20 protein-coding genes, 1 tRNA gene and 1 other RNA gene are annotated in these 23152 nt (G+C 62.5%); 9 read left to right on the top strand and 13 right to left on the bottom strand.

The window, feature by feature from the left end:
- Positions 1 to 81: 81 nt before the first annotated feature.
- Entirely contained in the window at positions 82 to 279 is a 198-nt protein-coding gene (locus tag IV500_RS01980; RefSeq protein WP_196395142.1) for a hypothetical protein, read from the top strand.
- 17 nt (positions 280 to 296) lie between these two features.
- Here IV500_RS01980 and IV500_RS01975 read toward each other — a convergent pair whose 3' ends face one another.
- From IV500_RS01975 to IV500_RS01955, 5 genes are all read right to left on the bottom strand, one after another.
- On the bottom strand, positions 297 to 1583 hold the full coding sequence (locus tag IV500_RS01975; RefSeq protein WP_196395141.1) for an aspartate kinase: 1287 nt from the start codon (positions 1581 to 1583) through the stop codon (positions 297 to 299).
- Between the two features lie 207 nt (positions 1584 to 1790).
- Entirely contained in the window at positions 1791 to 2390 is a 600-nt protein-coding gene (recR, locus tag IV500_RS01970) for a recombination mediator RecR (RefSeq protein ID WP_196395140.1), read from the bottom strand.
- Between the two features lie 106 nt (positions 2391 to 2496).
- Positions 2497 to 5187 carry a DNA polymerase III subunit gamma and tau gene (locus tag IV500_RS01965; RefSeq protein WP_312875788.1) on the bottom strand — a complete coding sequence of 897 codons (2691 nt, stop codon included), beginning with the start codon at positions 5185 to 5187 and terminating at the stop codon, positions 2497 to 2499.
- A 67-nt stretch (positions 5188 to 5254) separates the two neighbouring features.
- Positions 5255 to 5351: signal recognition particle sRNA small type (gene ffs / locus IV500_RS01960), an RNA gene on the bottom strand.
- Between the two features lie 56 nt (positions 5352 to 5407).
- Positions 5408 to 6964, bottom strand: coding sequence for an HNH endonuclease signature motif containing protein (locus IV500_RS01955; RefSeq protein ID WP_196395138.1), 1557 nt, complete (start codon positions 6962 to 6964; stop codon positions 5408 to 5410).
- A gap of 94 nt (positions 6965 to 7058) precedes the next feature.
- On the opposite strand from IV500_RS01955, the gene IV500_RS01950 reads away from it, so the two are divergent.
- Positions 7059 to 7146: transfer RNA gene (locus IV500_RS01950), tRNA-Ser, on the top strand.
- Positions 7147 to 7240: 94 nt separating this feature from the next.
- Here the strand turns inward: IV500_RS01950 and IV500_RS01945 are convergent.
- From IV500_RS01945 to IV500_RS01935, 3 genes are all read right to left on the bottom strand, one after another.
- Positions 7241 to 8152, bottom strand: a complete 912-nt coding sequence (locus IV500_RS01945) for an oxygenase MpaB family protein (protein WP_196395137.1) — start codon at positions 8150 to 8152, stop codon at positions 7241 to 7243.
- 187 nt (positions 8153 to 8339) lie between these two features.
- On the bottom strand, positions 8340 to 9203 hold the full coding sequence (locus tag IV500_RS01940) for a hypothetical protein (protein ID WP_196395136.1): 864 nt from the start codon (positions 9201 to 9203) through the stop codon (positions 8340 to 8342).
- A gap of 66 nt (positions 9204 to 9269) precedes the next feature.
- The gene (locus tag IV500_RS01935) at positions 9270 to 10112 is read right to left on the bottom strand and encodes a Cof-type HAD-IIB family hydrolase (protein ID WP_196395214.1); all 843 of its coding nucleotides are present in this window, start codon (positions 10110 to 10112) and stop codon (positions 9270 to 9272) included.
- 154 nt (positions 10113 to 10266) lie between these two features.
- Here IV500_RS01935 and IV500_RS01930 point away from each other — a divergent pair, with 154 nt between their 5' ends.
- Both IV500_RS01930 and IV500_RS01925 read left to right on the top strand, forming a co-directional pair.
- Positions 10267 to 10566: a type II toxin-antitoxin system VapB family antitoxin gene (locus IV500_RS01930; RefSeq protein WP_196395135.1), complete on the top strand. Its 300-nt coding sequence runs from the start codon at positions 10267 to 10269 to the stop codon at positions 10564 to 10566.
- A complete protein-coding gene (locus IV500_RS01925; RefSeq protein WP_230854335.1) occupies positions 10559 to 11437 on the top strand; it encodes a LytR C-terminal domain-containing protein in 879 nt (292 codons plus the stop codon). Before IV500_RS01930 ends, IV500_RS01925 begins: the two co-directional genes overlap by 8 nt.
- On the opposite strand, the gene IV500_RS01920 is transcribed toward IV500_RS01925, so the two are convergent.
- The 5 genes from IV500_RS01920 to IV500_RS01900 form a co-directional block, all read right to left on the bottom strand.
- Positions 11409 to 12083 (bottom strand): TetR/AcrR family transcriptional regulator, encoded by a 675-nt coding sequence (locus IV500_RS01920; protein WP_196395134.1) that lies wholly within the window; start codon positions 12081 to 12083, stop codon positions 11409 to 11411. The two genes, IV500_RS01925 and IV500_RS01920, sit on opposite strands and share 29 nt — an antisense overlap.
- 206 nt (positions 12084 to 12289) lie before the next feature.
- Positions 12290 to 13291 carry a sugar phosphate isomerase/epimerase family protein gene (locus tag IV500_RS01915; protein WP_196395133.1) on the bottom strand — a complete coding sequence of 334 codons (1002 nt, stop codon included), beginning with the start codon at positions 13289 to 13291 and terminating at the stop codon, positions 12290 to 12292.
- Positions 13292 to 13333: 42 nt separating this feature from the next.
- Entirely contained in the window at positions 13334 to 14506 is a 1173-nt protein-coding gene (locus IV500_RS01910) for a Gfo/Idh/MocA family protein (protein WP_312875787.1), read from the bottom strand.
- Positions 14503 to 15660, bottom strand: a complete 1158-nt coding sequence (locus IV500_RS01905) for a Gfo/Idh/MocA family protein (RefSeq protein WP_196395132.1) — start codon at positions 15658 to 15660, stop codon at positions 14503 to 14505. Before IV500_RS01905 ends, IV500_RS01910 begins: the two co-directional genes overlap by 4 nt.
- Positions 15661 to 16395, bottom strand: coding sequence for a sugar phosphate isomerase/epimerase family protein (locus IV500_RS01900; RefSeq protein ID WP_196395131.1), 735 nt, complete (start codon positions 16393 to 16395; stop codon positions 15661 to 15663).
- A 185-nt stretch (positions 16396 to 16580) separates the two neighbouring features.
- On the opposite strand from IV500_RS01900, the gene IV500_RS01895 reads away from it, so the two are divergent.
- The 5 genes from IV500_RS01895 (at position 16581) to IV500_RS01875 (ending at position 23109) form a co-directional block, all read left to right on the top strand.
- Positions 16581 to 17792, top strand: coding sequence for an ROK family transcriptional regulator (locus tag IV500_RS01895; RefSeq protein ID WP_196395130.1), 1212 nt, complete (start codon positions 16581 to 16583; stop codon positions 17790 to 17792).
- Positions 17793 to 17959: 167 nt separating this feature from the next.
- On the top strand, positions 17960 to 19273 hold the full coding sequence (locus IV500_RS01890; RefSeq protein ID WP_196395129.1) for an ABC transporter substrate-binding protein: 1314 nt from the start codon (positions 17960 to 17962) through the stop codon (positions 19271 to 19273).
- A gap of 108 nt (positions 19274 to 19381) precedes the next feature.
- On the top strand, positions 19382 to 20356 hold the full coding sequence (locus IV500_RS01885; protein WP_196395128.1) for a carbohydrate ABC transporter permease: 975 nt from the start codon (positions 19382 to 19384) through the stop codon (positions 20354 to 20356).
- Entirely contained in the window at positions 20349 to 21188 is an 840-nt protein-coding gene (locus IV500_RS01880) for a carbohydrate ABC transporter permease (RefSeq protein ID WP_196395127.1), read from the top strand. The genes IV500_RS01885 and IV500_RS01880 overlap by 8 nt, the downstream gene beginning before the upstream one ends.
- A 4-nt stretch (positions 21189 to 21192) precedes the next feature.
- Positions 21193 to 23109, top strand: a complete 1917-nt coding sequence (locus tag IV500_RS01875; RefSeq protein WP_196395126.1) for a glycoside hydrolase 5 family protein — start codon at positions 21193 to 21195, stop codon at positions 23107 to 23109.
- Positions 23110 to 23152: the final 43 nt, after the last annotated feature.

Genomic DNA, 23152 nt, shown 5'->3' with positions numbered 1-23152 from the left:
CAACCGGCGTAAGCTGGGCACAGTGGGGCATCACCTGAACGGATGAGAGAAGGGGTGTTGGCAATGGCAGACAAGCAACCCATGACAGCCAGATTCATGCGGTTCACCGACCATTTGACGCGAGTCTTCGGGCCTGCGGATCGAGCGGACTCTGATACGCCGGTAGTTCATCGGCACGATGATTTTGAGAAGGCCTCCGAAGAGGACCTGGCCCACTTCGAAGTTGAAACAGACTCCGAGGGTCACCACTACGCAGTGCGTAAAATCCCGCCGGAATAATCCGTCAGCGGGTACGTTCAGCGGCCCGTGCCACCATAGACCGTCACTTCGTCCTGACCGTCGAGATCAAATGCCTGATGGACGGCGCGCACGGCCGTGTCCAGCAGGTCCGCGCGGGTCACCACGGAGATGCGGATCTCCGAGGTCGAAATCAGATCGATATTCACGCCTGCATCAGAGAGGGCTTTGAAGAACCTGTAGGAGACACCGGGATTGGACCGCATGCCCGCGCCGATCAACGAGAGCTTGCCAATCTCATCGTCGTAGATCAGTGAATCAAAGCCGACGGAATCCTGTGCGGCACGCAACGCATCGAGCGCCTCGGCACCTTCCACCATGGGCAGAGTGAAGGAAATATCCGTCCGGCCGGTACCACGGGTCGAGATATTCTGCACAATCATGTCGATGTTGGAATGTGCGCCGGCAATAATGCCGAAGATTTCTGCGGCCTTGCCGGGGATATCGGGCACCCCAACGACGGTGACTTTGCCCTCGGACCGGTCGTGTGCGACGCCGGAGATAATTGGCTGCTCCAAAGCAACTCCCTCTGAGATCTTGATTTTGTCGTCGGGGCTGGGCAGGACCCAAGTTCCCTCATGGTCGCTGAATGAGGATCGCACGTGGATCGGGAGTCCAAACCGCCGCGCATATTCGACACAACGCAGATGTAGAATTTTCGCTCCGGAGGCCGCCATTTCCAGCATTTCCTCACTGGAGATTCGATCGATCTTTCGGGCGCTGCTGACGACGCGTGGATCCGCGGTGTAAACGCCGTCCACATCTGTATAAATTTCACAGACGTCCGCGTCCAGCGCCGCTGCCAGCGCGACGGCCGTGGTGTCCGAACCCCCGCGTCCCATGGTGGTGATTTCGTGCGTCTGCCGGCTCATACCTTGGAAACCCGCCACAATGGCTACGTTTCCCTTGTCCAAAGCGGTCCGAACGCGATGCGGGTCCACGTCGATAATCCGTGCCTTGCCGTGAATCCCATCCGTGATCATGCCGGCCTGGCTGCCGGTAAAGGACTGGGCCACACCGCCTTGATCGTGGATGGCCATGGCCAGCAGCGCCATCGAAATCCGTTCCCCTGCCGTCATCAGCATGTCCAGCTCGCGTGCGGGAGGACGCCCGGCCACTTCGGAGGCCAAATCCAACAGCTCATCGGTGGTGTCACCCATCGCTGAAACGACCACGACGACCTCATTGCCGGCACGCTGGGTTTTAACTACCCGGCGTGCCACACGCTTGATGCCCGCGGCGTCGGCCACAGAAGATCCGCCGTACTTCTGAACTATGAGGCTCATATCTGCCTATTCATCGGCTAACCACTGACAATCTTCTGAAGGACTCTTCTACACGCTGAGTTTCCGCGACACCGCGACTCGCTGGAAACAGGCGGGCATCTACCAGCGCGGGTTTCCATAGATCCGCACGGTATGCGGCTGGCCCCAGTTTATCGCCCATCGCCCTCGCAGCTGAAGTTATGGCAGTAGTAAGTCGCTGGGAAACTCTCATCCGATGGCGCTGCGCCGGCCCTCGAAAGCGCGGCCGAGGGTGATCTCGTCTGCATATTCCAGGTCCCCGCCGACCGGCAGACCCGAGGCCAATCGTGTCACGCGAATGCCGATTGTCTTGAGCATCCTGGCCAGGTACGTTGCCGTCGCCTCACCCTCCAGATTTGGGTCCGTGGCAAGGATAACTTCCTCGATCTGGCTGTCGTTGAGCCGAGTGAGCAGCTCACGGATCCGCAGTTGCTCCGGCCCCACGCCCGCGATCGGATTGATAGCTCCACCCAGGACATGGTACCGGCCTCTAAACGAACGGGTCCGTTCCACCGCCACCACATCCTTGGACTCTTCAACTACACAGACCACTGTCGGGTCGCGCCGGGAGTCGCGGCAGATATTGCATGTGTCCTGTTCAGTCACATTTCCGCAGATGGAACAGAACTTCACCCGCTCCTTCACCGTCACCAGAGCCGTTACCAGGCGCTTGATATCGTCCTGGTCCGCTTCGAGAATGTGAAACGCGAGCCGTTGCGCGGACTTCGGGCCGATCCCGGGCAGACGCCCCAACTCATCGATGAGCTCCTGAACTGCTCCTTCGTACACCCATACCTCGTTCTGTTGTTGCTGGTTGCTGGTTGCTGGTTGCTATTGCTGCCGCTGTCATGGAGTTGTCTCAACTCTCTGCCGACGGCTGCGGAAGGAGTAACCGTCAGGAACCACCCAGACTGCGCTCTTCGATGAGTCTGCCGCCAAGGATCCGTTCGACGGCAGCGCGCCCCACCAGCTGCGAAGTCTCGATGGTCTCATCATCTGCGCTAGGAATATCCTCAACGTAGGGCAAGTCTACTTTGCGCTGTGGTGCGACGACCCGTCCCGCCTGCGCCTCCGGGCTGTTCTTGAGGCGTTCATAGAGGCTCATTTTGGGTTTGACAGCTACAGCGTCTGTGCCCGCCGGGACGCTGGAGACCGGCAGTACGGCGGAAACGGACGGATCTGCCACCCAAACATTGGCAGATCCGGCCGGAGCCCTTCTCGCGGATCTATCTGCGGGTGTGGATGCCGACACTTGTGCTGGTGTGGATGCCGAGACCGGTGTGGATGCCGAGACCGGTGCGGGCACCGACGCCGACACCGTTGCGGGCGTCGCCCAGTCTGGGGCGTCGGCTATTGCCCCCCAGCCGGGGTCCTTCGGCTGGGGGGGCCGCTTACCGGCAGCAGTTGGCTGGCTGGCCGCAGCTGGTCGGCTCGACGCCGCTGCCCGTGATGAAGCCTCAGGACGGGCTGCTTCAGGGGCGCCCCATTCGGGTGCCGGCTCTTCGTCGTGCTGAGGAGGCTCTTCCTGCTCATACCCCCACGACGAGATGACTGAGTTCGACTTGGCGGCATCTCCAGGTGCCTCCTCCGGCCGACGGCTCGAAGCGTCGGAACGTCTTGCTGCGGCACCCGCAGCATCCTCAGTCCCGGCGTTACCCGCAGTTCCCGCAGCCCCTGCGGCTTCCGCGGCGCTCCCAATCTTCCCGGCAGCCGGAGGCAGGCCTGCCGGAACTTCCAGGCTAGTAGGTGCTTTTGGGTCTGGTTCAGCGCTCGAACCCGCAGAAGATGAATCTGCTGCGACCGCATTGATCCGGCAATTCATCCCCAAGGTCTTATGAATGGCAGCGCGAAGGTTATCCGCATGATCACCGCGGCTGAAGGCTCCGGCCAGGCCGGCTGTGCTGAAGGATAACTGTAGGACCTCACCGTCAAAACTTTGGGGGGTCGCGTTAGGCGCGACCAACGCCCAGCTGCTTCGCTTGACCTTGGTCAGGTTGTCCAGGATCTCGGGCCACGCCCGACGGAGTACCTCTACTCCCGTTGCGCCGGTAGCCGTCGGTGCCCGCTGAGCCGCTGGTGCCTGCTGAGCCGGCCGGGGCGAGTCAGCAAGGGATTCTGAACTCGACGGTGCTGAATTCGACGGTGCTGGATTCGACGGTGCTGGATTCGACGGTGCTGGATTCGAGTGCGCTGGACCGGATTGCGCTGGGGTCGATCGTGTTGGGCTCGATGAGGCAGGGACAGAATGCTTATCCTGCGGCGAGGGCTCCGGCGTGGCCTGAGAAGGGTCCCTCCGCTGGGCTGCCGCGCTGTCGGAGGGCGTATCCGCGGAAACTACCGGCCTGCGGGCTGCAGCCGAGATGGCAGGCTTGCCATCCGCCGTCGCACTTTCAGCAGGCGGTAATGCATCCGCGCCGCCATAGCTGAGCCGACGTTCGATCCTGTCCAGGCGTGCCCCCATTCCCCGCTCGGATTGGTCCGCACCGGGCAGCAGCAGGCGGGCACTAAGCAATTCCAGATGCAGCCGCGGTGACGTCGCGCCTGTCATCTCCGTCAGCGCCGTGTTGGTAACGTCCGCCGCGCGGGACAACTCCGCTGCACCTAATTGCGTGGATTGCGTCTGCATCCGGGCAATCTGGTCCTCCGGCATGCCGCGTAGCACGGCATGGGCACTTTCCGGCATGGCCCGGACAATAATGAGGTCGCGAAATCGTTCCAGCAGGTCCTCGACGAACCGCCGCGGGTCATGACCGGTCTGAATCACGCGGTCCACTGCCCTGAAGACCGTACCCGCATCAGATGCCGCCAGAGCGTCGACGACGTCATCCAGGAGCGAGGCGTGCGTATAGCCGAGTAGCGAAACGGCCAGCTCATAGTCCAGACCCGCCGGCCCGGCGCCCGCCATCAGCTGATCCAGCACCGAGAGTGAATCTCGGACAGAGCCGCCACCGGCCCGGATCACCAGGGACAAGACACCCGGCGCCACGGGAACGTTTTCCTGCCGGCAGAGCAGGCCGAGATACTCCATCAGCGGCTCCGGGGGGACCAGCCGGAAAGGGTAATGGTGAGTACGCGAACGAATGGTGCCGATCACCTTGTCCGGCTCCGTGGTCGCAAAGATGAATTTGATGTGTTCCGGCGGCTCTTCAACGATTTTTAGCAGAGCGTTAAAGCCCGCGGAGGTGACCATATGGGCCTCATCAATGATGAAAATCTTGTAGCGGTCCCGGACCGGCGCAAAAGTGGCACGCTCGCGCAGATCCCGCGCGTCATCCACGCCCCCATGACTAGCCGCATCAATCTCGATAACGTCAAGGGAACCGGAGCCGCCCCTCGCCAGTTCGATGCAGCTGTCGCATGTGCCGCAGGGAATGGCCGCAGGTCCCTGCGCGCAGTTGAGGCAGCGGGCCAGAATCCGGGCCGACGTCGTCTTGCCGCAGCCACGCGGTCCGGAGAAGAGGTAGGCGTGATTCACGCGGTTCTTCTGTAGCGCTGCCATTAGCGGCTCGGTTACATGCTCCTGCCCGATAACGTCCGCGAACGAATCGGGACGATAGCGGCGGTACAAAGCGGTGGGAGCGGTCACAGGTGAAACCCTATCTGGTGCAACTGACATTCCGCAGGCAACGTGGGAGACCTGTGGAACCATTTAAAGTAAAGACCCCTCATGCACCCGCCAGAGCCCGTTTACCCTTGCTACCTTCCGGTCCTGGGGGAGTTCAACAGGGTGACGCCACATGAGGGGCCGGGAATCAGCTTACCCGAAATTTGACCCCGGGATTTAACCCCGGTGCGGGCGTGGGTGGTTAGCGGGTGTCTTTGGGGTGGGTGGTGTAGGTCTGGTGGGAGGGTGCTTTCCAGGTGAGGATGCCGTTTCCGGTTTGGCTGACTTTCCAGCCCATTTTGTGTTTGAGTTTGTGGTGGCGTTTGCAGAGACAGGCGAGGTTCTCGATTTGTGAGGGTCCTTTGGGCCAGGGGATGGTGTGGTCGGTGTCTGTGAAGCGGGCTTGCCGGGTGCAGCCGGGGAATCGGCAGGTCCCGTCCCTGATCTGTAACCATTTACGGGTTTTCCGCGGGATTTTGTACAGGTTCCGGTCTTGTTTGGCGGGGATGTTGGTGACGGGGTCGGTGAGCATCCGGTACCAGGCGGGTTGGTCTTTGGCGAGGTCCAGGGCCGTTTCGATGGGCATCGGCCCGTAGCCGGTGAGTTCGGCTGCTTCGTCGGTGATGCCCAGCAGGGAGAACAGCGGGATCATGATCATGATCTGCGCTTTAACTTTCGGGGCCTCGGTCTTTGATGCCCTGCCATCGCCGTTGCGGTGGCCGTTGGCGTTGCGTCCCGGCCTGCTGTGCCCGTCCCCGTCTAAACCATTCCTGCCCGTGTCATCCCCGCTGGTGCCGTCACCGTTCATACCGTCGTTGCTCGCGCGTTCCTCTGCCAGAGCGGTTTTGTTGGTGTGGGGGCAGGTGAGGCCGAGGAGGTAGGTGGCGGCGAGGTCCGCGCGGAGTTGGGTGAGGATTCTGGGTTCGTTGGGTCCTTGGGCTTTTTGGGCTGCTTCGGTGATGGTGTTGTACGCGGCGAGGGCTGTTTCGGCCGGGAGGAACGCTTCGAGGTAGGCCATGCCGTCCTGGGCGGGCCGGAAGGTCAGTGACCTGTCGGCGGCGGCTTTGGTTTTGCGGGTGATGAACGCTTCGGGGTGCAGGGTTTCGCGCAGCCGCCTGGCCCGGGCCGCTAATTGGGGGTTGTTTTGCTCTTTCGCGCGTTGGAGGACGGCTGTTTCGTATTGCGGGAGTGTCTGGAGGGGGATTCCTTCTGCCTGGGTCAGGATGGTGCGGACGCGTTGGTAGTCCAGGTCCCCGCCGGTCAGGGCCGCTAACGTGGCGGGGAAGTTCTCGAGCAAGGTGGTGGAGTCGTTGAGGAGGAATCCGGCGGTCCGTTCGGCCAGGTGCAGGACGCACCCGATTTCGCTGACCGCGGTGGCGTAGGCCAGGGATTGCCCGCTGACGGTGTTGCGGGCCCGGTCGGGCATTTCATCCAGCACGGTTTGCCCGATCCGTACCGTGAGGCGGGCTTTCAGTGCCGCGGCGTAGGACTCTAACCGTGCCGCGTCCGCGAGGGCTGCGACGGCCCCGGGGGTATCAAGGTCATCAACAACAGTGCCGGTCAGTTCCCTCGCGAGGTACGCCATGGGGTGCGCGTTGACCAGGCGCGGGAACAACGAATCCACCGTCAACGCCGCAACCGCAGCCTCCGACACAGCGGCATCCCGGATGGCCGCGTCAGGGACAGCGGCGGAATCAGAGGCAACGTCAGGGCCCGGCATGCGGGTTTCCTCACTGCTGCGGATCTGCTCCTCTTCCATGAACTAAGTCAATCAGCAGGGTCAGACATTATGAGGATTAGGTGCAATGTGAAACGAGCAGGTACTCTGGAACCTGCTCATTGCGAGCAACACTGGAGGATTCGCCTAGCGGCCTATGGCGCACGCCTGGAACGCGTGTTGGGTTAACGCCCTCGGGGGTTCAAATCCCCCATCCTCCGCCAGTGTGAAGCCCCGCTGTCCTGCTTTAGCGCAGATCGGCGGGGCTTTCGTGTTCTCCGGTGCAGAAGCGGGAATATCCGACTTTCTGCAGGCGTCCTAGGGCAGCAGGCCCAGGCGCTTGAGCCGGCTTCGGGCAGCCATTTCGCTGGGCCCCACCTTGCCCAAGGCCAGGTGGATTACCCACAGGACGATCCGGGTGCCGGTAACGGCGGGGAGAGGGATCGGTCCTAAATGGGCTTTTTTCAGGCCGAGCAGCTCGCGGTATTTGGGTTCCAGGGTTGCCACGGCAGCGGCGAAAAGTACCCGGTAACCGACCATTAGGCTCGGGTGCAGGGGAGGGCGGCGGAGGAAATCAACCACTTCTTTCACACGCGCATCAAACTTGAGGTCGCCGTCGTCGTACCATTTGTCCAGCATGCCGCGCATCTCCCGCTCGCTGGCCGGCAAAACCCGGACGCCCATCAGTGTTCCGGCCTGTATCCATTCGCGGACGTACTCGTCGGGGCCACCTGGAATCCGGGCGCCCCAGATTTTGTGCGTGCTGAGGAAGGCATCGGTGAACGCGATGTGAACCCACCGCAGGAGTTCGGGGTCGTCGGCCGAGTAGTTACGTTCCACGCCGTGGCCGTCAACGTAGAGGCCGTTGACCTGTTCATGGATCCGAAGTACCCATCCGGAAGCGGCCTGAGCGGCATACGTGGAGCCGTATGTCACGGTAAAGATCCATCGAATCGTCGAGGCGAGGCGGCCAAGCGGGTCTTCTCTGAAATGTGAGTGGTCATATACCCCTGCCAAGGCTCCGGGGTGCAGGGCCTGCATCAGCAGTGCGCGGATTCCTGCCACGATCGTGGACATGGAGCCGTGCACTGCCCAAGTAGCGGAGCCCGGCAGGAAGTAGCCCGCGTCGTGCCCGTCGGCGAGTAGCGGGACCCATTCCGGGACGGCATCCGCAGATCCGGTGAGGGTCCTTTTGAGCTCGGTTTGCCAGGTTTTCAGGAAGTTGGCCATGGCTCATTATCCGGCACTACACCTGCCAGGCCCGAAGGGTTGCCTCGAGTGCGGCCTGGTACACGGTCTCCCAGCCGGTCCGGCGGCATTGCGCGCCGGCCAAGGCCACAGGGCATGCGCCCGTCGGCCCTGGATCGAACACCGCCAAGCAACGGTTGAGACGTCGCTGAGCTGCTGGGCGCAACGGTCAGTAAAGATCGCTGTCCTCGGTCGCATCTTCGTCTTCGCCATACTGCCACTGCTCGTACTCGGCGGCCTCGGAAATGTTGTCGAGCAGCATCATTATGAGCTGGCGCGACTGCCAGTAGTGCGGATCGCTGCACACTTGCGGATATGAATCCGTGCAGAACATGGCTTCGGCCAGCTCGGCGGCCGCGTCGGCGACTGAGACTTCAATAACTTCCCACAGTGTCGGTTGGTCGTCCGCGCGGGTCTGTAGCTGTATGAGGGCATTGAGCGGGTCGGTCGTCACACCGCCGCCAGTGACTACGATGCCGTCGCTGTATGGTGCTCTTGGAATGGCATCCGGCAGGGTGTGCAGAAGAATGCCGAAGGTGGAATCCGCAGCGCGGAGCGTGAGCAGGAAGCTGCTCCCGTTGTTCACTGCCACACAGAGCTCGATTGCGAAAACGACCTCGGGGTCGAACAGCGAATGGTCGATTTGGCGACCGCTGAGGGCGGCTTCGTCCCGATGATCGCTCGGGAGCTGCCGGCCGGCCTTGAGCAGCTCCAGCCTGGTGTCTCGGTTGTCTTGCAGGCGGGAAAGCGTCAGCAGCATGGTGCCGCTGCCGGGTAGCTGGAGTCGTCGGACCGCTGTGAGAAATTTCTCCAACCGCAGCGGATCGATTCCTGCCCCGCGATCGTGCCGCGCCAACTCGTCATGCAGGGCGGAAGCCACTATCCATGGTTCCGAGGGCTCGAAGCTGACCGAGCTGGTAGGGAAAGAGTTAAACACTGGCGCGTAGCGCCGCACCACCGTGGTCATTTCGCCGGGAGGCTTGGCTGAGATGCTTTTCTTCGCCGGCTTCCGGCGTCGGCTTACCGGGCTCATAGGGGAATCCTGCCACTATGGCCCGCGGCCGGCCGAGCCGTCGCTTTGCCTGTGGATAACCTGCGCCTAGCCGGCCATCATGTCCAGCCACTTGGCCAGGAAAGCCGCCCCGGCGTCGTCGTGAATCACGTCCGGATCCAGTCCCAGGTCAGCGGCGGTGAGGATTTGGTACGGCTTGTCCGGAACGCCGTCTGCGGGACGAACATCGACGTGCTTGACCTCGTGGTCATGGTGGTGCAGCCAGTCGGCCATGGCATAGTCGGTGCGGGAATCGCCGACCGTCCGCCACGCCTGGGGAACGATGTGCGCGGCTGCCAGGAGCTCAACGGCGCGGCTGGCGCCCAGATCCTTGCCGAGCCGGACGGATTCAATGTCCGTGGAAATGATGGTCGGATCCACACGTAGGGCCGTCAGACCGTGCCGGAACATCAGCTCGAGCGCTTGTGCGTCAAAGAGCTCCTGCCCTGCCTTGTAATCCGCAGTGGAGACGTCCAGACGCTGCTCCACCGAGACCATGGCGTGTTTGGTTTCGTCGAAGAACATGTGGCTGGCGTAATCCTGCGCAACCAACGTGCGGATGTCATCGGCAAAAGCCTTCGGCACTGCCAGCGAGCTGTCCACGTGAAGGGCCGTGGCGCCGTCGGCCGTGTAACTGAACCAAACGGCACCCTTTTCACAGATGGCGTGGATTCTCGTCTCCGGTGACATTCCGGCGGCGATCATCGGGCCCATCACCTGCTCCTTGATGAACGTATCGGAGCGGCCAGTGTTGAAGATGACGGGGATGCCGCCGGTCGCGAGCCGCAACAGGTCCCTGATGATGCGGGGCTGGACATCCCGGGTTACGGGGCTGGCAATGGGCCCGTCAACGTCGAGCAGGAGGGCCAGTGGAACGGAAAGTGAAACCATGGTTCCATCGTCGCAGGAGCGGGCCCGGATTGCCCACCGGGCGCGTTCGGGTGGGTCCGCGCATGGCGCTTCGAGCCGTAACCATTTGGCATCGGCCAGCGACACATAGGCATGGCGAGTTCCCACCGTCAGTGCTTTTCCCTAGGCTGGACGAGTGATCTTCAAAGCAGTTGGCGACGGACGCCCCTACCCGGAACACGGCTACGTCTCACCCAAGGACTGGGCCGCGGTAGCCCCTCGGCAGGTCCGGCTGGATGAGCTGGTCACCACGAAAACTACGCTGGATCTGGAAGCGCTGCTGGCGGAGGACTCAACGTTCTTTGGGGATCTTTTCCCGCATGTGGTGCAGTGGCGGAACACGTTGTACCTGGAAGATGGCCTGCACCGGGCCGTGCGCACTGCGCTGCATCAGCGGACGATTCTGCACGCGCGCGTTCTGGTCGTTGATGACTAAAGACCCGGCTGAGCAGGGAGTGCCGCCCAGACCGCAGCTGCCGCCCACGGGCCGTTCGACGCCGGCTGGTTCCGCGCCGGCTGGTTCCGCGCGGTCCGAATCGGTGGGCCCTGATTTGTTGCCGTCGGGCCCGATGCGGTCGGGTACCGGCGCCAGGGAAGCCCGTAAGGCGCGGGCTGCGCAGCGTCAGTCGGAAAAGCGGGTGCTGCGGGCGCACCAGCGCCAGCGGCGGCGTTCGAAGGATGTCACGGTCTTCCACGGTCACCACGTGGTCAGTGGCCCGGACCTGCAGCAGGTTTTTGCTCCCACTCAGGAGCTGGAAAACCCGATACAGTTCCGCCATCGGCTGGTGCACGGCGTGATTTTGACGGCGCTCGCAGCGCTGGTCATCGCCGGCGTGGTTTTAGCCATGCTGCTGGCCCGCGGAGACATTGTCCTACCCTTCGGGCAGAGCCGGACGACGGCGGCCCTTGCCTGTCCGGCGGCGACGTTCGACTATCCTGCCAATAAGGACGTCCTGGTGAATGTGTATAACAGCACGCTGCGGGAAGGACTCGCCACTTCGGTGGCCGCTGAGCTGAAGGACCGCGGCTTCCAGATCGGAGCGATCGCCAATAAATCGACCAACTATTCCGGCCCGGCAGTGATAGTTTCCGGTGCGGCGGGCCAGTCAGCAGCATTCAATCTGCAGCGCAACCTCGCCGGGACGGACTACGTTCAGGACGACCGCACGGACGCCAGCGTGGATGTTTACCTGGCCAGCGGGTTCAGCGAGCTGGTGGCCGCCGAGAAGGTCGACCAGACGCCCGGCCTGCTTTCCTGCCCTCAAATGAGTCCGAGCGCTACTCCGGGCGCGACCAGCCCGCCGTAGGCCAGCGGGCAGCCGGGAAGCTTCTGACCGGGTGTCCGTCGGCGCCGAAGACAACGCCGACGCCGGCTTGGATAAATCGGACAGCGCCGGCTATGTGGGCCGCGTTTTCCACCGCGTCCTGCTCGTTCCCGCGGGAGGCGCTGGCGGCAAGAGAGCCGTGGATCAGGGGTGCCAGGCTCGTCACATCGTCGAGTGGAATGTAGCCCTGCTCCATGCCGTCGCGCAGAATGTCCGCCAGCACGGCGTTGAGCTCGCCGACGTGGACACCAAGTTTGGCAAAGGATCCAGGCGACAGAACGGATCGCATGGCCGGGCCGGGCGGGAGGTGGCGGCGTGCCAGATCCTCCATCTGGACCCGGATGTACAGCGCCAGCCGGTCTACGGGGCTGTCCAGCCGGGCCAGCTCGGTTTTCAGATCACTGACGAACCGGCCGGTTTCATCCAAAGCATAAGCAACGAGAAGCTGCTCCAGATCGGCAAAGTAGTTATAGACGGCGGTTCGACCCACACCTGCCTGCCGGGCGACGTCCGTCATGGTCAGGCCGGGCAGACCATGAGTAAAAAGAAGGGTACCGAAGGCGGCTAAAATTTTGCGCTGGGTCTGCGCGCGCTGTTCTACGTTCGTAGGGGCGGCTATCCGGGGCATATAGACACTTTACCGCGAACTGTCAGTAAAAGTGCGCGGCTGAGGCAGGTGCGACGGCTGCCGCACGGCAGTTATCCCGCGCCTACACGGCCCCTCCCTACACGGCCCCTCCCTATACGGCCCCTCCCTACACGGCCCCTCCCTATACAGCCCGCCCGTATTTAGTCCCGATCTGCTTAGCCGAGGTGTTCTTAGGTTTGGCGTGCTTAATCCTGATTGCTGAAAGCGGAGTCGAAGGACTGCCCGGAGGGAGAAAAGCTGAACTTTTTCAGAGCCGCCAGAGCCTCGGGGGCACCCTCAAGGCGGTCCATTGCCGCGTCTTCCCATTCAATGGAGATGGGTCCGTCGTAGCCGATGGCGGTCAGTGCCCGGAAACTCGATTCCCACGGCACGTCTCCTCGGCCGGCGGAGACGAAGTCCCAGCCCCGGCGCGGATCCCCCCAGGGCAGGTGCGAGCCCAGGACGGTGTTCCGCCCGGTCAGGCGCATTTTCGTGTCCTTGCAGTCGACGTGGTAAATCCGGTCCTTGAAGTCCCAGATGAAGGAAACCGGATCGGTGCCCTGCCACATGAAGTGGCTGGGGTCCCAGTTAATGCCGAAGGCTTCCCGGTGGCCGATGGCCTCCAAAGTGCGGACTGTGGTCCAGTAGTCGTAGGCGATTTCGGAGGGGTGGACCTCGTGGGCAAAGCGGACGCCGCATTCATCAAAGACGTCCAGGATCGGGTTCCATCGGTCGGCAAAGTCCTGATAGCCGGCGTCGATCACGGATTCGGGAACCGGCGGGAACATGGCAACGTACTGCCAGATGGAAGAACCGGTGAAGCCTACGACTGTCTTAACACCGAGTTTTCCGGCTAACCGTGCGGTGTCCTTCATGTCCTCGGCGGCGCGCTGCCGGACTCCCTCCGGGTCGCCGTCGCCCCACACCCTGGTGCCGACGATCCCCTGATGCCGGAAGTCGATTGGGTTATCGCAGACCGCCTGACCCTTGAGGTGGTTGGAGATGGCCCAGACCTTGAGGTTGTATTTCTCCAGTACAGCCAGTTTGCCGGCAACGTAGTCGTCGTCGTCCCATTGCGAGGCGTCCAGATGGTCCCCTGATACAGCGATTTCCAGGCCGTCATAGCCCCAGCCGGACGCGAGCCTGGCAACCTCCTCGAAGGGCAGATCGGCCCATTGGCCGGTAAAGAGTGTATAGGGGCGGGTCATGGCTGGCTCCTTGGAGTTGGCTGCTGCGGAATCGGGTGCTGGTCAGCGTTGGGCTAGTTGGATGAGGGAGCTTTTGGCTGCTGCCGATTCCTCGATGGCGGCCAGTACGCGCTGGACGGCCAGCCCGTCTTCGAACGACGGCGACGGGTCGGTGCCGGAGCCGACGGCCAGCAGGAAGTCCCTGATCTCGTGCGTGAAGCTGTTTTCCCAGCCGAGCACGTGTCCCTGTGGCCACCAGGCAGCTACGTAAGGGTGCTCTGGTTCCGTGACGAGGATGCGGCGGAACCCTTGTTCCTTAATGGGATCCATACCGTCGAAGAAGTACAGCTCGTTGGGGTTCTCCAGATCAAACCGGAGGCTGCCTTTGCTGCCGAAGACCTCGATCTGCAGGGCATTTTTGCGGCCCAGTGCCATCCGGGAGACCTCAACGCTGGCCACCGCGCCGCCGGCGAGGGACAGCGTGGCCCAGGCGGCGTCGTCGACCGTTACCGCTTCCGGGCCGTGTGGACCGGGACGTTCGGTGACAAAGGTGTGCAGCCGGCCGGAGACCTCGGTCACCGAGTCACCGAGCAGGAACTGCACCTGGTCGATGGCATGGCTGGCGATGTCGCCGAGCGCCCCTGAACCGGCAGATTCCCTACGCAGCCGCCAGGTCATGGGGGAACCGTCATCGGTGAGCCAGTCCTGCAGGTAGGCCGCGCGGACGTGGCGGATCACACCGAGTTTTCCGCCGCCAATCAGGCTGCGGGCCAGCGCCAGCGCGGGAACGCGGCGGTAGGTGAACCCGACCATTGACCGGACACCGCGGTCACGGGCCTGCTGCGCCGCGGCAACCATGGCGTTGGCCTCGCCGAGCGAATTAGCCAGTGGTTTCTCCACCAGCACGTGCTTTCCGGCTGCCAGCGCTGCGACGGCAATCTCGGCATGCAGGGCCCCCGGCGCGCAGATGTCCACAATGTCGATGTCATCCCGGGCAATAACTTCGCGCCAGTCGGTGGCCGATTCGGCCCAGCCGTACCGGGCCGCTGCCGCAGCAACCGCAGCCGCATCCCGGCCGACCAAGACCTTTTGCGTAAAGGCTGGCACGTCGAAGAAAGCGCCCGCATTGCGCCAGGCGTTCGAATGCGCCTTGCCCATAAAGGCATAGCCGATTACAGCCACGCCCAGCGGGTGGCCTGAACCGGGCGCGGCCCGATCCGGCTGGGCGATGCTCACGGCGCTTCTTCAAGCGTGGCGGCGGTGGGGTCCCAGTCCTCCGGCAGCGGCTCGGCGGCATCCGCGCTGCTCTGCAAAGAAACGAATTGACCGGTGTCAATGGACTCGGCAATGGAGACCATGGCATCGAGCACGTGATATGCAACGGCTCCCTGAGCTCGGTGCGGACGCCCTGCCCGGAGGGCGCGCGCCATTTCGAGTACGCCGGAGCCGCGGGTGCTGGTGGCGCCCACGGCCGGGATAGTCTCCGGCTCGTCCTGACCGCGGCGGGTCAGAATGATATCGCCGTCGAACATGTTGGGATCCGGGATGGCGATTGTCGCCTCGGTCCCGGTGACTTCGACGAAACCTGCCCGCTTGAGCGGGGAATCGAAGCTGAAGATGCTCTGCGAGGATTCTCCGCCCGCGAACTCTGCAATGGCGCTGACGTGGCTGGGGACCGTGACAGCGAATTCTTCCCCGACCTTGGGCCCCGAGCCGATGATCCGGGTTTCGCGGGATTTGGACCCAAAGGCGGCGACCTTGGTAATGGCGCCAAAGGTCTGCACCAGTGCTGTTAGGTAATACGGGCCGATGTCAAACAGCGGCCCAGCACCTTCCTGGAACAGGAATGCCGGGTTGGGATGCCAGGACTCCGGCCCGGGGGACTGCATGAGCGTCAGCGCCGTCAACGGCACGCCAATGTCCCCTCGGGCAATGATGCGAAGAGCGGTTTGCATTCCGGCGCCCAGAAACGTGTCCGGCGCGCAGCCGAGGCGCAGGCCCGCGGCATCAGCGGCCTTGAGCAGCCCGAGACCGCTGTCCCGGTCCAGCGAGAATGGCTTTTCGCTCCAGACATGTTTGCCGGCATTCAGTGCCGCCGTCGCGACCTCGACGTGCGCGGCGGGAATCGTGAGGTTGACGACGATCTCAACATCCGGGTGATCCAGCGCCGCCTGCACTCCACCGGAGGCGCCGATGCCGAATTCCGCGGCCCGTTCCGCGGCGACCTGCTCGAATATGTCGGCAACTATGTGGACCTTAATGTCCGGGAAGCTGGTCAGATTGGTCAGGTATTCCTTGCTGATAACTCCTGCACCGATTACGGCGACCCCGACGGGACCGGTCCGTTCACCCGCTTGACGGCCGCTGGTCTGGTTCGGTTGCTGGCTCATTTAGTTCCGTCCTGCCTTGAGGTAGTTTAAGCTTTCGGTCACGGCGTCGAAGATATCGCCGTTGAAGTCATCAAGTTCGACGACGCCGATCTCCAGACCGGGCACGGCTGCAATGACATCCCAGATCGGCGCGCTGCCCTGTCCGACGGCCACCTGGTCCTTGTTTTCCTTCGTCAGCGGGCCGTCCTTGATATGGATCAGCTTGACCCTTTCGCCGAGCCGTCCGAGCAGCTTCACCGGATCCTCGCCACCAACGGCGGCCCAGTAGGTATCCACTTCCAGCACCACCGAAGGATCAAGATGCGCGGCCAGGACTTCCAGGCCGGAGCGGCCGCTGATACGCGATTCCAGCTCGAACTCGTGATTGTGGTAACCCACCCGGATGCCGTAGCCGGCGCCCTTCGCAGCCGCGGCGTTCAGCGCCTTGGCGGTGGCCACAATGTCTTCTTCGGTGTTCCAGCGGCTGCTGTCCACGTGCGGATCGATGACCGTTGAGATGCCCAGTTTCTGCGCGGCGGCAAAGATCTGATCCTGGTCTGCGCGCAACAAGGGAGCATGGCCGGAAGGCGCAGTGAGGTTGTTAGCCGTCAGGGCCGCTGCCAACTCATCGGCGGTCGCCACGAAATTATAGGGCTCGACGGCAGTGTATCCGATCTCGGCCACCCGCTTGATGGTCCCCGGAAGATCCGCCTCCAAGGGGCCTCGGACGGTGTAGAGCTGAAGGGAGTAAGTCACGGGTTCTCCTGACGGTAGTGGGGGCGGTGGTTGTGCAGCTATGCAACAACGGCAGTCATCCAACAACGTAGGCCAGCTTTTACCGAGCGTCAAGCAAAAGTACCAAGGGTTTCGACACAAAACGGAATTATGCCCGCTCTAAGTGCGGTCTGCCGTCCGGGCGTGCTATCAATAAAGGCATGTTAATGCCACGTCTGACCGGTGCCGGGCCAGCTGTACCAGCGGCCTCCGGAGCAAGCCTTTCACGCGCCGGTGAGCTCTTTCAGCTGCTCCGCGACGGACACGCGCGAACCCGGGCGGAAATGGCGGAGATCACCGGATTGGCACGGTCCACTGTGGCCAGCAGAATAGACGCCCTGACCGTTTCCGGGTTAATCGGCCCGGCAGGCGAGGCGGTCTCCTCCGGCGGTCGACCGCCGTCACGCCTGGCATTTCAGCCAACAGCGCGCGTCGTTCTCGCCGCGGACATTGGCGCAACCCATATGCTCGTGGCGCTGACGGACCTCAGCGGACGCGTGCTGTGTGAAGCCCGCGCAGCCATTGACATTTCAGCCGGCCCTCGGGCGGTGCTCGATCTTGTGGTGCAGGACTGCCAAAAACTGCTGGCGCAGGCCGGGCGGCATGAACGGGAGCTGGCGGGGGTTGGCATCGGATTGCCAGGGCCGGTGGAGCATTCCACCGGCCGGCCGGCGAATCCGCCGATCATGCCCGGCTGGGACGGTTTCGATGTCCCGGGATACGTACAGCGCTCGCTTGCGACCGAGGTTCTGGTGGACAACGACGTCAATATCATGGCCCTCGGGGAACGGGCCATCTACTGGCCGCACGCGCAGGATTTGTTGTTCGTCAAGGTTGCGACCGGCATCGGCGCGGGGCTGATCAGCGGCGGACTGTTGCAGCGCGGATCCGACGGTACAGCCGGGGATATCGGGCACGTTCGCGTGCCGCGCGGCAGCGATGTGTTGTGCCGCTGCGGGAACTACGGCTGCTTGGAAGCGCTGGCCTCGGGGCCGGCTGTCGCTGCGGCCCTGGCCGCGGACGGAATTCCGGCCGTCACCGGCGAGGATGTCCTGGAGCTCGCACATAGAGGCAACCTGCCCGCCATCGCTGCCATGCGGCAGGCCGGACGGGATGTCGGCGACGTGTTGGCGGGCTGTGTAAACCTGCTCAACCCATCCATCATCGTCATTGGCGGGGGGCTGCTGACGGCCGGAGACTACTTCATGGCCGGCGTGCGTGAGATTGTCTACCAGCGCTCGCTGCCGCTGGCCACCGCCCGGCTGCGGATTGTGCAGTCGATGGCGGCAGACCGGGCAGGCGTCCTGGGTGCCAGCCGAATGGTGATTGACCATGTCCTTGCCCCCGCCAGCGTGGACGCGCTGCTGGCCGGCCAGTAGCTCCGCAGGCCCACCGGTTTTTACTGCTGTATTCCGGCACCAAAAAGAATTTACCGACTATTTACCAACTTTTGATTGACGATCGACAAAAGGTCATCTAGTTTGGTGCCTAGGCCGAATCCCTGGCTTTACAGGCGCACTTTGGATACAGACAAGGAAGTCATTCAGTGAAAATTCGTACCCTTGCCGCAACGGCGGCCATCGCCGCACTGGCGCTGACAACGTCAGCGTGCGGCGGAAGCAACAATGCCTCCGGTTCTTCGGAGAGCTCCGGTGGTGGCGGCAGCATCACGTACTGGGCCAGTAACCAGGGCACCAGCTTGGACAATGACAAGGCCGTCCTGACCCCTGAGCTGCAGAAGTTCCAGGACCAGACCGGGGTCAAAGTGAATCTCGAGGTGATTGGCTGGAACGATCTGCAGACACGTATCCAGACCGCCGTTACCTCCGGGCAGGCTCCCGACGTCGTAAACATCGGTAATACCTGGGCAGCATCACTGCAGTCCACCGAGGCCTTCATGCCGTTCGACAGCAGCGCCATGGATGCCATTGGAGGCAAGGATAAGTTCGTCAAAACCGCGCTGGACACCGGCGGCATGCCGGGCCAGGACCCCACCTCTGTTCCGCTGTACGGCCTGGCGTATGGCCTGTACTACAACAAGGCCATGTTCGCCGACGCGGGCCTCACACCGCCGACGACGTGGGAGGACATGGTCGCAGATGCCAAGAAACTGACGACCGGAGACCAGCACGGCTTCGCCCTGGCGGCCGGGAGCTACACCGAAAACGCCCACTTCGCCTTCATCAACGCCGCCCAGAACGGTGCAGACCTCTTTGACTCCGATGGCAAGCCCACCTTCACCTCCGACGGTGTAGTGGACGGCATCAAGCGTCAGCTTGATCTGATGCAGACGGACAAGGTGGTGGATGTAGCGAACGCGCAGTATGACAACGGCACCAAAGCCGTGAACGACTTCGCGACCGGCAAGGTGGCAATGATCATCAACCAGAACAACGCCGACAGCAGCATTGTTGCCAACGGCATGAAGAGCGATCAGTACGGGGTTGTGGCCTTCCCCGCACCGAAGGGCGGCAAGGACGTTGCCAGCCACGTGGCCGGCATTAATCTTTCCATCTTCAAAAACACCAAGAACAAGGACGCGGCGCTGAAGTTCGTGAAGTTCATGACCAGCCCCGAGACGCAGACAGCGCTGGACAAGCCTTTCGCGGCGCTGCCGGTGCTCAATGGTGCCACTGCGAACTTCACTGATAACCCGGAGGAAGCGAAGATCTTCTCCGACATTTACGCCAACAAGTCAAAGCCGCTTCCGCTGGTGCCCGCAGAGGACCAGTTTGAAAGCACCGTGGGCAAGGCGATGAACCAGATGTACGCCACCATCGCTTCGGGCGGAACGGTCAGCACGGATGACATCCGCAAGGCGATGGAGACTGCACAGCAGCAGGTCGCGGCAGCCGGATAGTCTGCCTTCCGCAGGATGGGCCGGGCGGTCCCGCAGGTTCAGTTTTGCACGGCCGCCCGGCGCGTCCCTTCGCCCGTCCGCACCAGCACAGAAAGGGGAGTCCTCCGGATGTCCGCTGCGACTGCCACTCCAACTTCGGATAAAACCACCAAACCCGCGGACCGCAACCCGCGCCGGCCCCGGCGCTCCGGTTGGTGGCTTCCCTACGCGCTGCTGGCTCCGGCCATTATTTTTGAGCTCGTCATTCACGTAATTCCCATGTTCACCGGAATTTGGATGAGTTTCCTAAAACTCACCAAGGCCTTTATCTCCAATTGGGGCCGCGCTCCGGTTATCGGGGTTAAGAACTATCAGGTGGCCTTGGACTTCAACGGCGCCGTGGGGGCGTCGCTGCTGCAGTCATTTTTGATTACCTGTGGCTTCACCATTTTAGTTGTCGGAATCTCCTGGGGCCTTGGCATGGCCGCAGCCGTCGCTCTGCAGAAGAAGTTCTGGGGACAAGGCTTCTTCCGCACCCTTTTCCTGGTGCCGTATGCGCTGCCCATGTACGCCGGAATCATTGCCTGGAAGTTCATGCTGCAAAAGGACACCGGCGCGCTCAACCACTTCCTGTATGACAACCTTGGGATCTCCGGGGACAAACCGTTCTGGCTGATTGGCGACAACGCTTTTGCCGCCGTCGTTATTGTGGCCATCTGGCGGCTCTGGCCGTTCGCTTTTCTCATGCTGATGGCCGGGTTGCAGTCCATTCCCACGGACGTGTATGAGGCGTCGGCCGTGGATGGAGCCAAGCCGTTCCGGCAGTGGCTTTCGATTACGCTGCCGATGGTGCGGCCAGTGAACATGGTGCTGGTGCTGGTGATGTTCCTGTGGACGTTCAATGACTTCAACACTCCGTTTGTGCTGTTTGGCAATGCGCAGCCTCCCGCCGGTGACCTGATCTCCTTCCACATCTATAACGCCTCCTTCCTGACCTGGAACTTCGGCTCCGGCGCGGCCATGTCGGTGCTGCTGCTGCTCTTCCTGCTGCTGGTCACCGGAATCTACCTACTCGTTTTGAACCGGAGGTCCAAGCGTGCGTGAAACAACTCCAGCAAAAGTCTTTCGGATGGTGGTGATCGCGGTCCTGACGGTTTTCACGGTGGTGCCCGTTTACGTGATGGTCATTTCCGCGCTGAAACCACTGCGTGATGTGCAGGGCGCGTTCACCTGGTGGCCGTCGGAGCTGACCATTACACCTTTTATCGACATGTGGAAGACGGTCCCGCTGGCGAGCTACTTCGTCAACAGCGTGATTGTGGCCGGGGCGGCGACAATCCTCAGCCTGGTGATAGCGGTTTTCGCTGCTTACGCGATCTCGCGCTACAGGTTCCGCGGCCGGTCCATCTTCTCCACGACCGTCCTGTCCACCCAGATGTTCCCCGGCGTACTATTCCTGCTGCCGTTGTTTTTGATTTTCGTGAACATCAATTCCGCGGTGGGAATTCAGCTGGTAGGCACCCGGCTTGGTTTGGTTATTACCTACCTGACGTTTTCGCTGCCCTTCTCCATCTGGATGTTGTCCGGGTATCTGGACGGGATTCCGCGCGAGCTTGACGAGGCCGCAAAGGTGGACGGTTCCGGGCCGATGGGAGCGCTGTTCCGCGTGATCCTGCCGGCTGCCAGACCGGGCCTGATTGCCGTGGCCATCTATAGTTTCATGACGTCCTGGGGCGAGGTCCTGTTCGCGTCCGTGATGACGACGGAGTCCAACCGAACGCTGGCCGTTGGGCTGCAGCTCTATTCGACCCAAACGAACGTGTACTGGAACCAGATTATGGCGGCGTCGCTGGTGGTCAGCGTGCCCGTCGTCGTCGGCTTCCTGCTGCTGCAGCGGAACTTTGTGGCCGGACTGACCGCCGGGGCGGTGAAGTAGCAGCATGGAGCGCAATTTTGGTATGCTGGCAACCAACGGCAGTCCGGCTAATTGGCTCGGTGCCAATTTTTGGTCGCGGACCGGCGGCCCGCTGATGTGGCGCAATTACGACGGCGCCGTAATCCGGGAGGAACTGGACGTCCTGGCCCGCCATGGGCTGAACCTGACGCGCTCCTTCTACTACTGGCCGGATTTCCAGCCGGAACCGCACACGCTGAACGAGGAGGCCTGTGCACATTTCGCGGATTTCCTGGACGCGCACCACAGCGCCGGAATGACCACGGTCCCCACCTTCATCGTGGGGCACATGTCCGGTGAGAACTGGGATCCACGTTGGCGGGCGGGGAGGAACCTCTATACGGATGTCTGGTTTGTGAACCGGCAGGCCTGGTACATCAAGTCCCTGGTGGAGCGATTTGCCGGCCATCCCGCGGTTGCCGGCTGGCTGATCACTAATGAGGTTCCGATTTACGGTGGCGAGGCAACCCGGGCAGAGGTGGCGGCCTGGTCGGAGCTCATGGTCAACGCGGTGCGGGCCGGCGGTGGCCGGCAGCCGGTGTCGATTGGAGACGGGGCCTGGGGGATTGAAACCACCGGTCATGACAACGGCTTTTCCATCCGTGATCTGGCGCCGTTCACCGATTTTGTCGGGCCGCACGTATACCGAATGGAATCGGACGTGCTGCGCCAGCATCTGAAAGCGGCCTTCATCGCCGAAATGTCCGCAGTTACCGGGCAGCCGGTGGTGATGGAGGAATTCGGTCTGTCCAGTGACTTTGTCTCCGCCGAAAATGCCGGACACTATTACCGTCAACTGCTGCACAATACGCTGCTGGCGGGTGCGACGGGTTGGATCGCCTGGAATAACACGGACTATGACGCGATCCTGGACCAGCGGCCCTACAACCACCATCCGTTTGAGCTGCACTTCGGCATAACCGATGCGGACGGTGCGCCCAAACCGGCGCTCCTGGAGCTCAAGGCATTCGCCGATACCCTTAAAGCCATCGACCTGCCCCGGCTCCGGCGTGCACAGGTGTCCGCGGCACTGGTCCTGACCTCCTATCTGGCTGCAGACTACCCCTTCACTGAAGAGGCAGAACGGGAACTGGTGGTCACGACCGCCGAGCAGTCATACGTGGCGGCGCATGAGGCACATCTGCCCGTGGGCGTGGTGCGGGAAGCCGAGGACGGCGGCCTGCCGGAGGGTTATGGTCTGTATCTGCTGCCGTCCATTAAGGCACTGACGGGGCCATCCTGGGTTCAGCTTCCGCGGCTGGCTTCAGCGGGCGCCACCGTTTATGCCTCCTACTGCGTTGGCGAAACGCAGGCGCAGCGCGGGCCGTGGTGGATCTACACCGAGGAGATCTTCGGGGTCGAGCGTCAGTTGGTCTATGGGCTGAACAACCCGATTGACGATGACGTGGTTGAGCTGACCTTTACCGAGGATTTCGGCACACTGGCCAAGGGCGACGTGCTGCGCTTCAAGGCTGCGGGCAACGAGCATTCCCGGGCTTTCCTGCCGGTCCAGGCTACCGACGGAACCGTGGTGGCTGTTGACGGACGCGGCAATCCGGCCCTGATCGTCAAGCAACACGGCGCGGGACGGACCGTCTTGTGCACCTATCCGCTGGAATATCTTGCGGCGGCGCAGGGCCGGATCAATCCGGAAGATACCTACCGGCTTTACGAGGCGCTGGCATCACTTGCCGGTATCCGCGGCCCGGTGCAGCTCGATGATCCGCTGATCTTCGCGGACTCCCTGATTCACGAGGACGGCAGGGAGTTTGTGGTTCTGCTCAGCCAGCACTCCGGGCCGACGGCGGTTGGGCTGGCTTCGGCGGCATTGCGGACGTTGGGCGGGGACGCCATCGAGTCGGCTGACCTTGGCCCTTATGGGGTGGCTGTCCTGCAACGCTGACCGGAGCCAGCCTGCTGGAAGTCAGTGCCAGTAGGAGTCAGCC

Origin of the sequence: Arthrobacter terrae (assembly GCF_015708085.1) — a bacterium.
Classification (GTDB): Bacteria; Actinomycetota; Actinomycetes; order Actinomycetales; family Micrococcaceae; genus Arthrobacter_M; species Arthrobacter_M terrae.
This window is presented reverse-complemented; position numbering and strand designations above follow the sequence as displayed.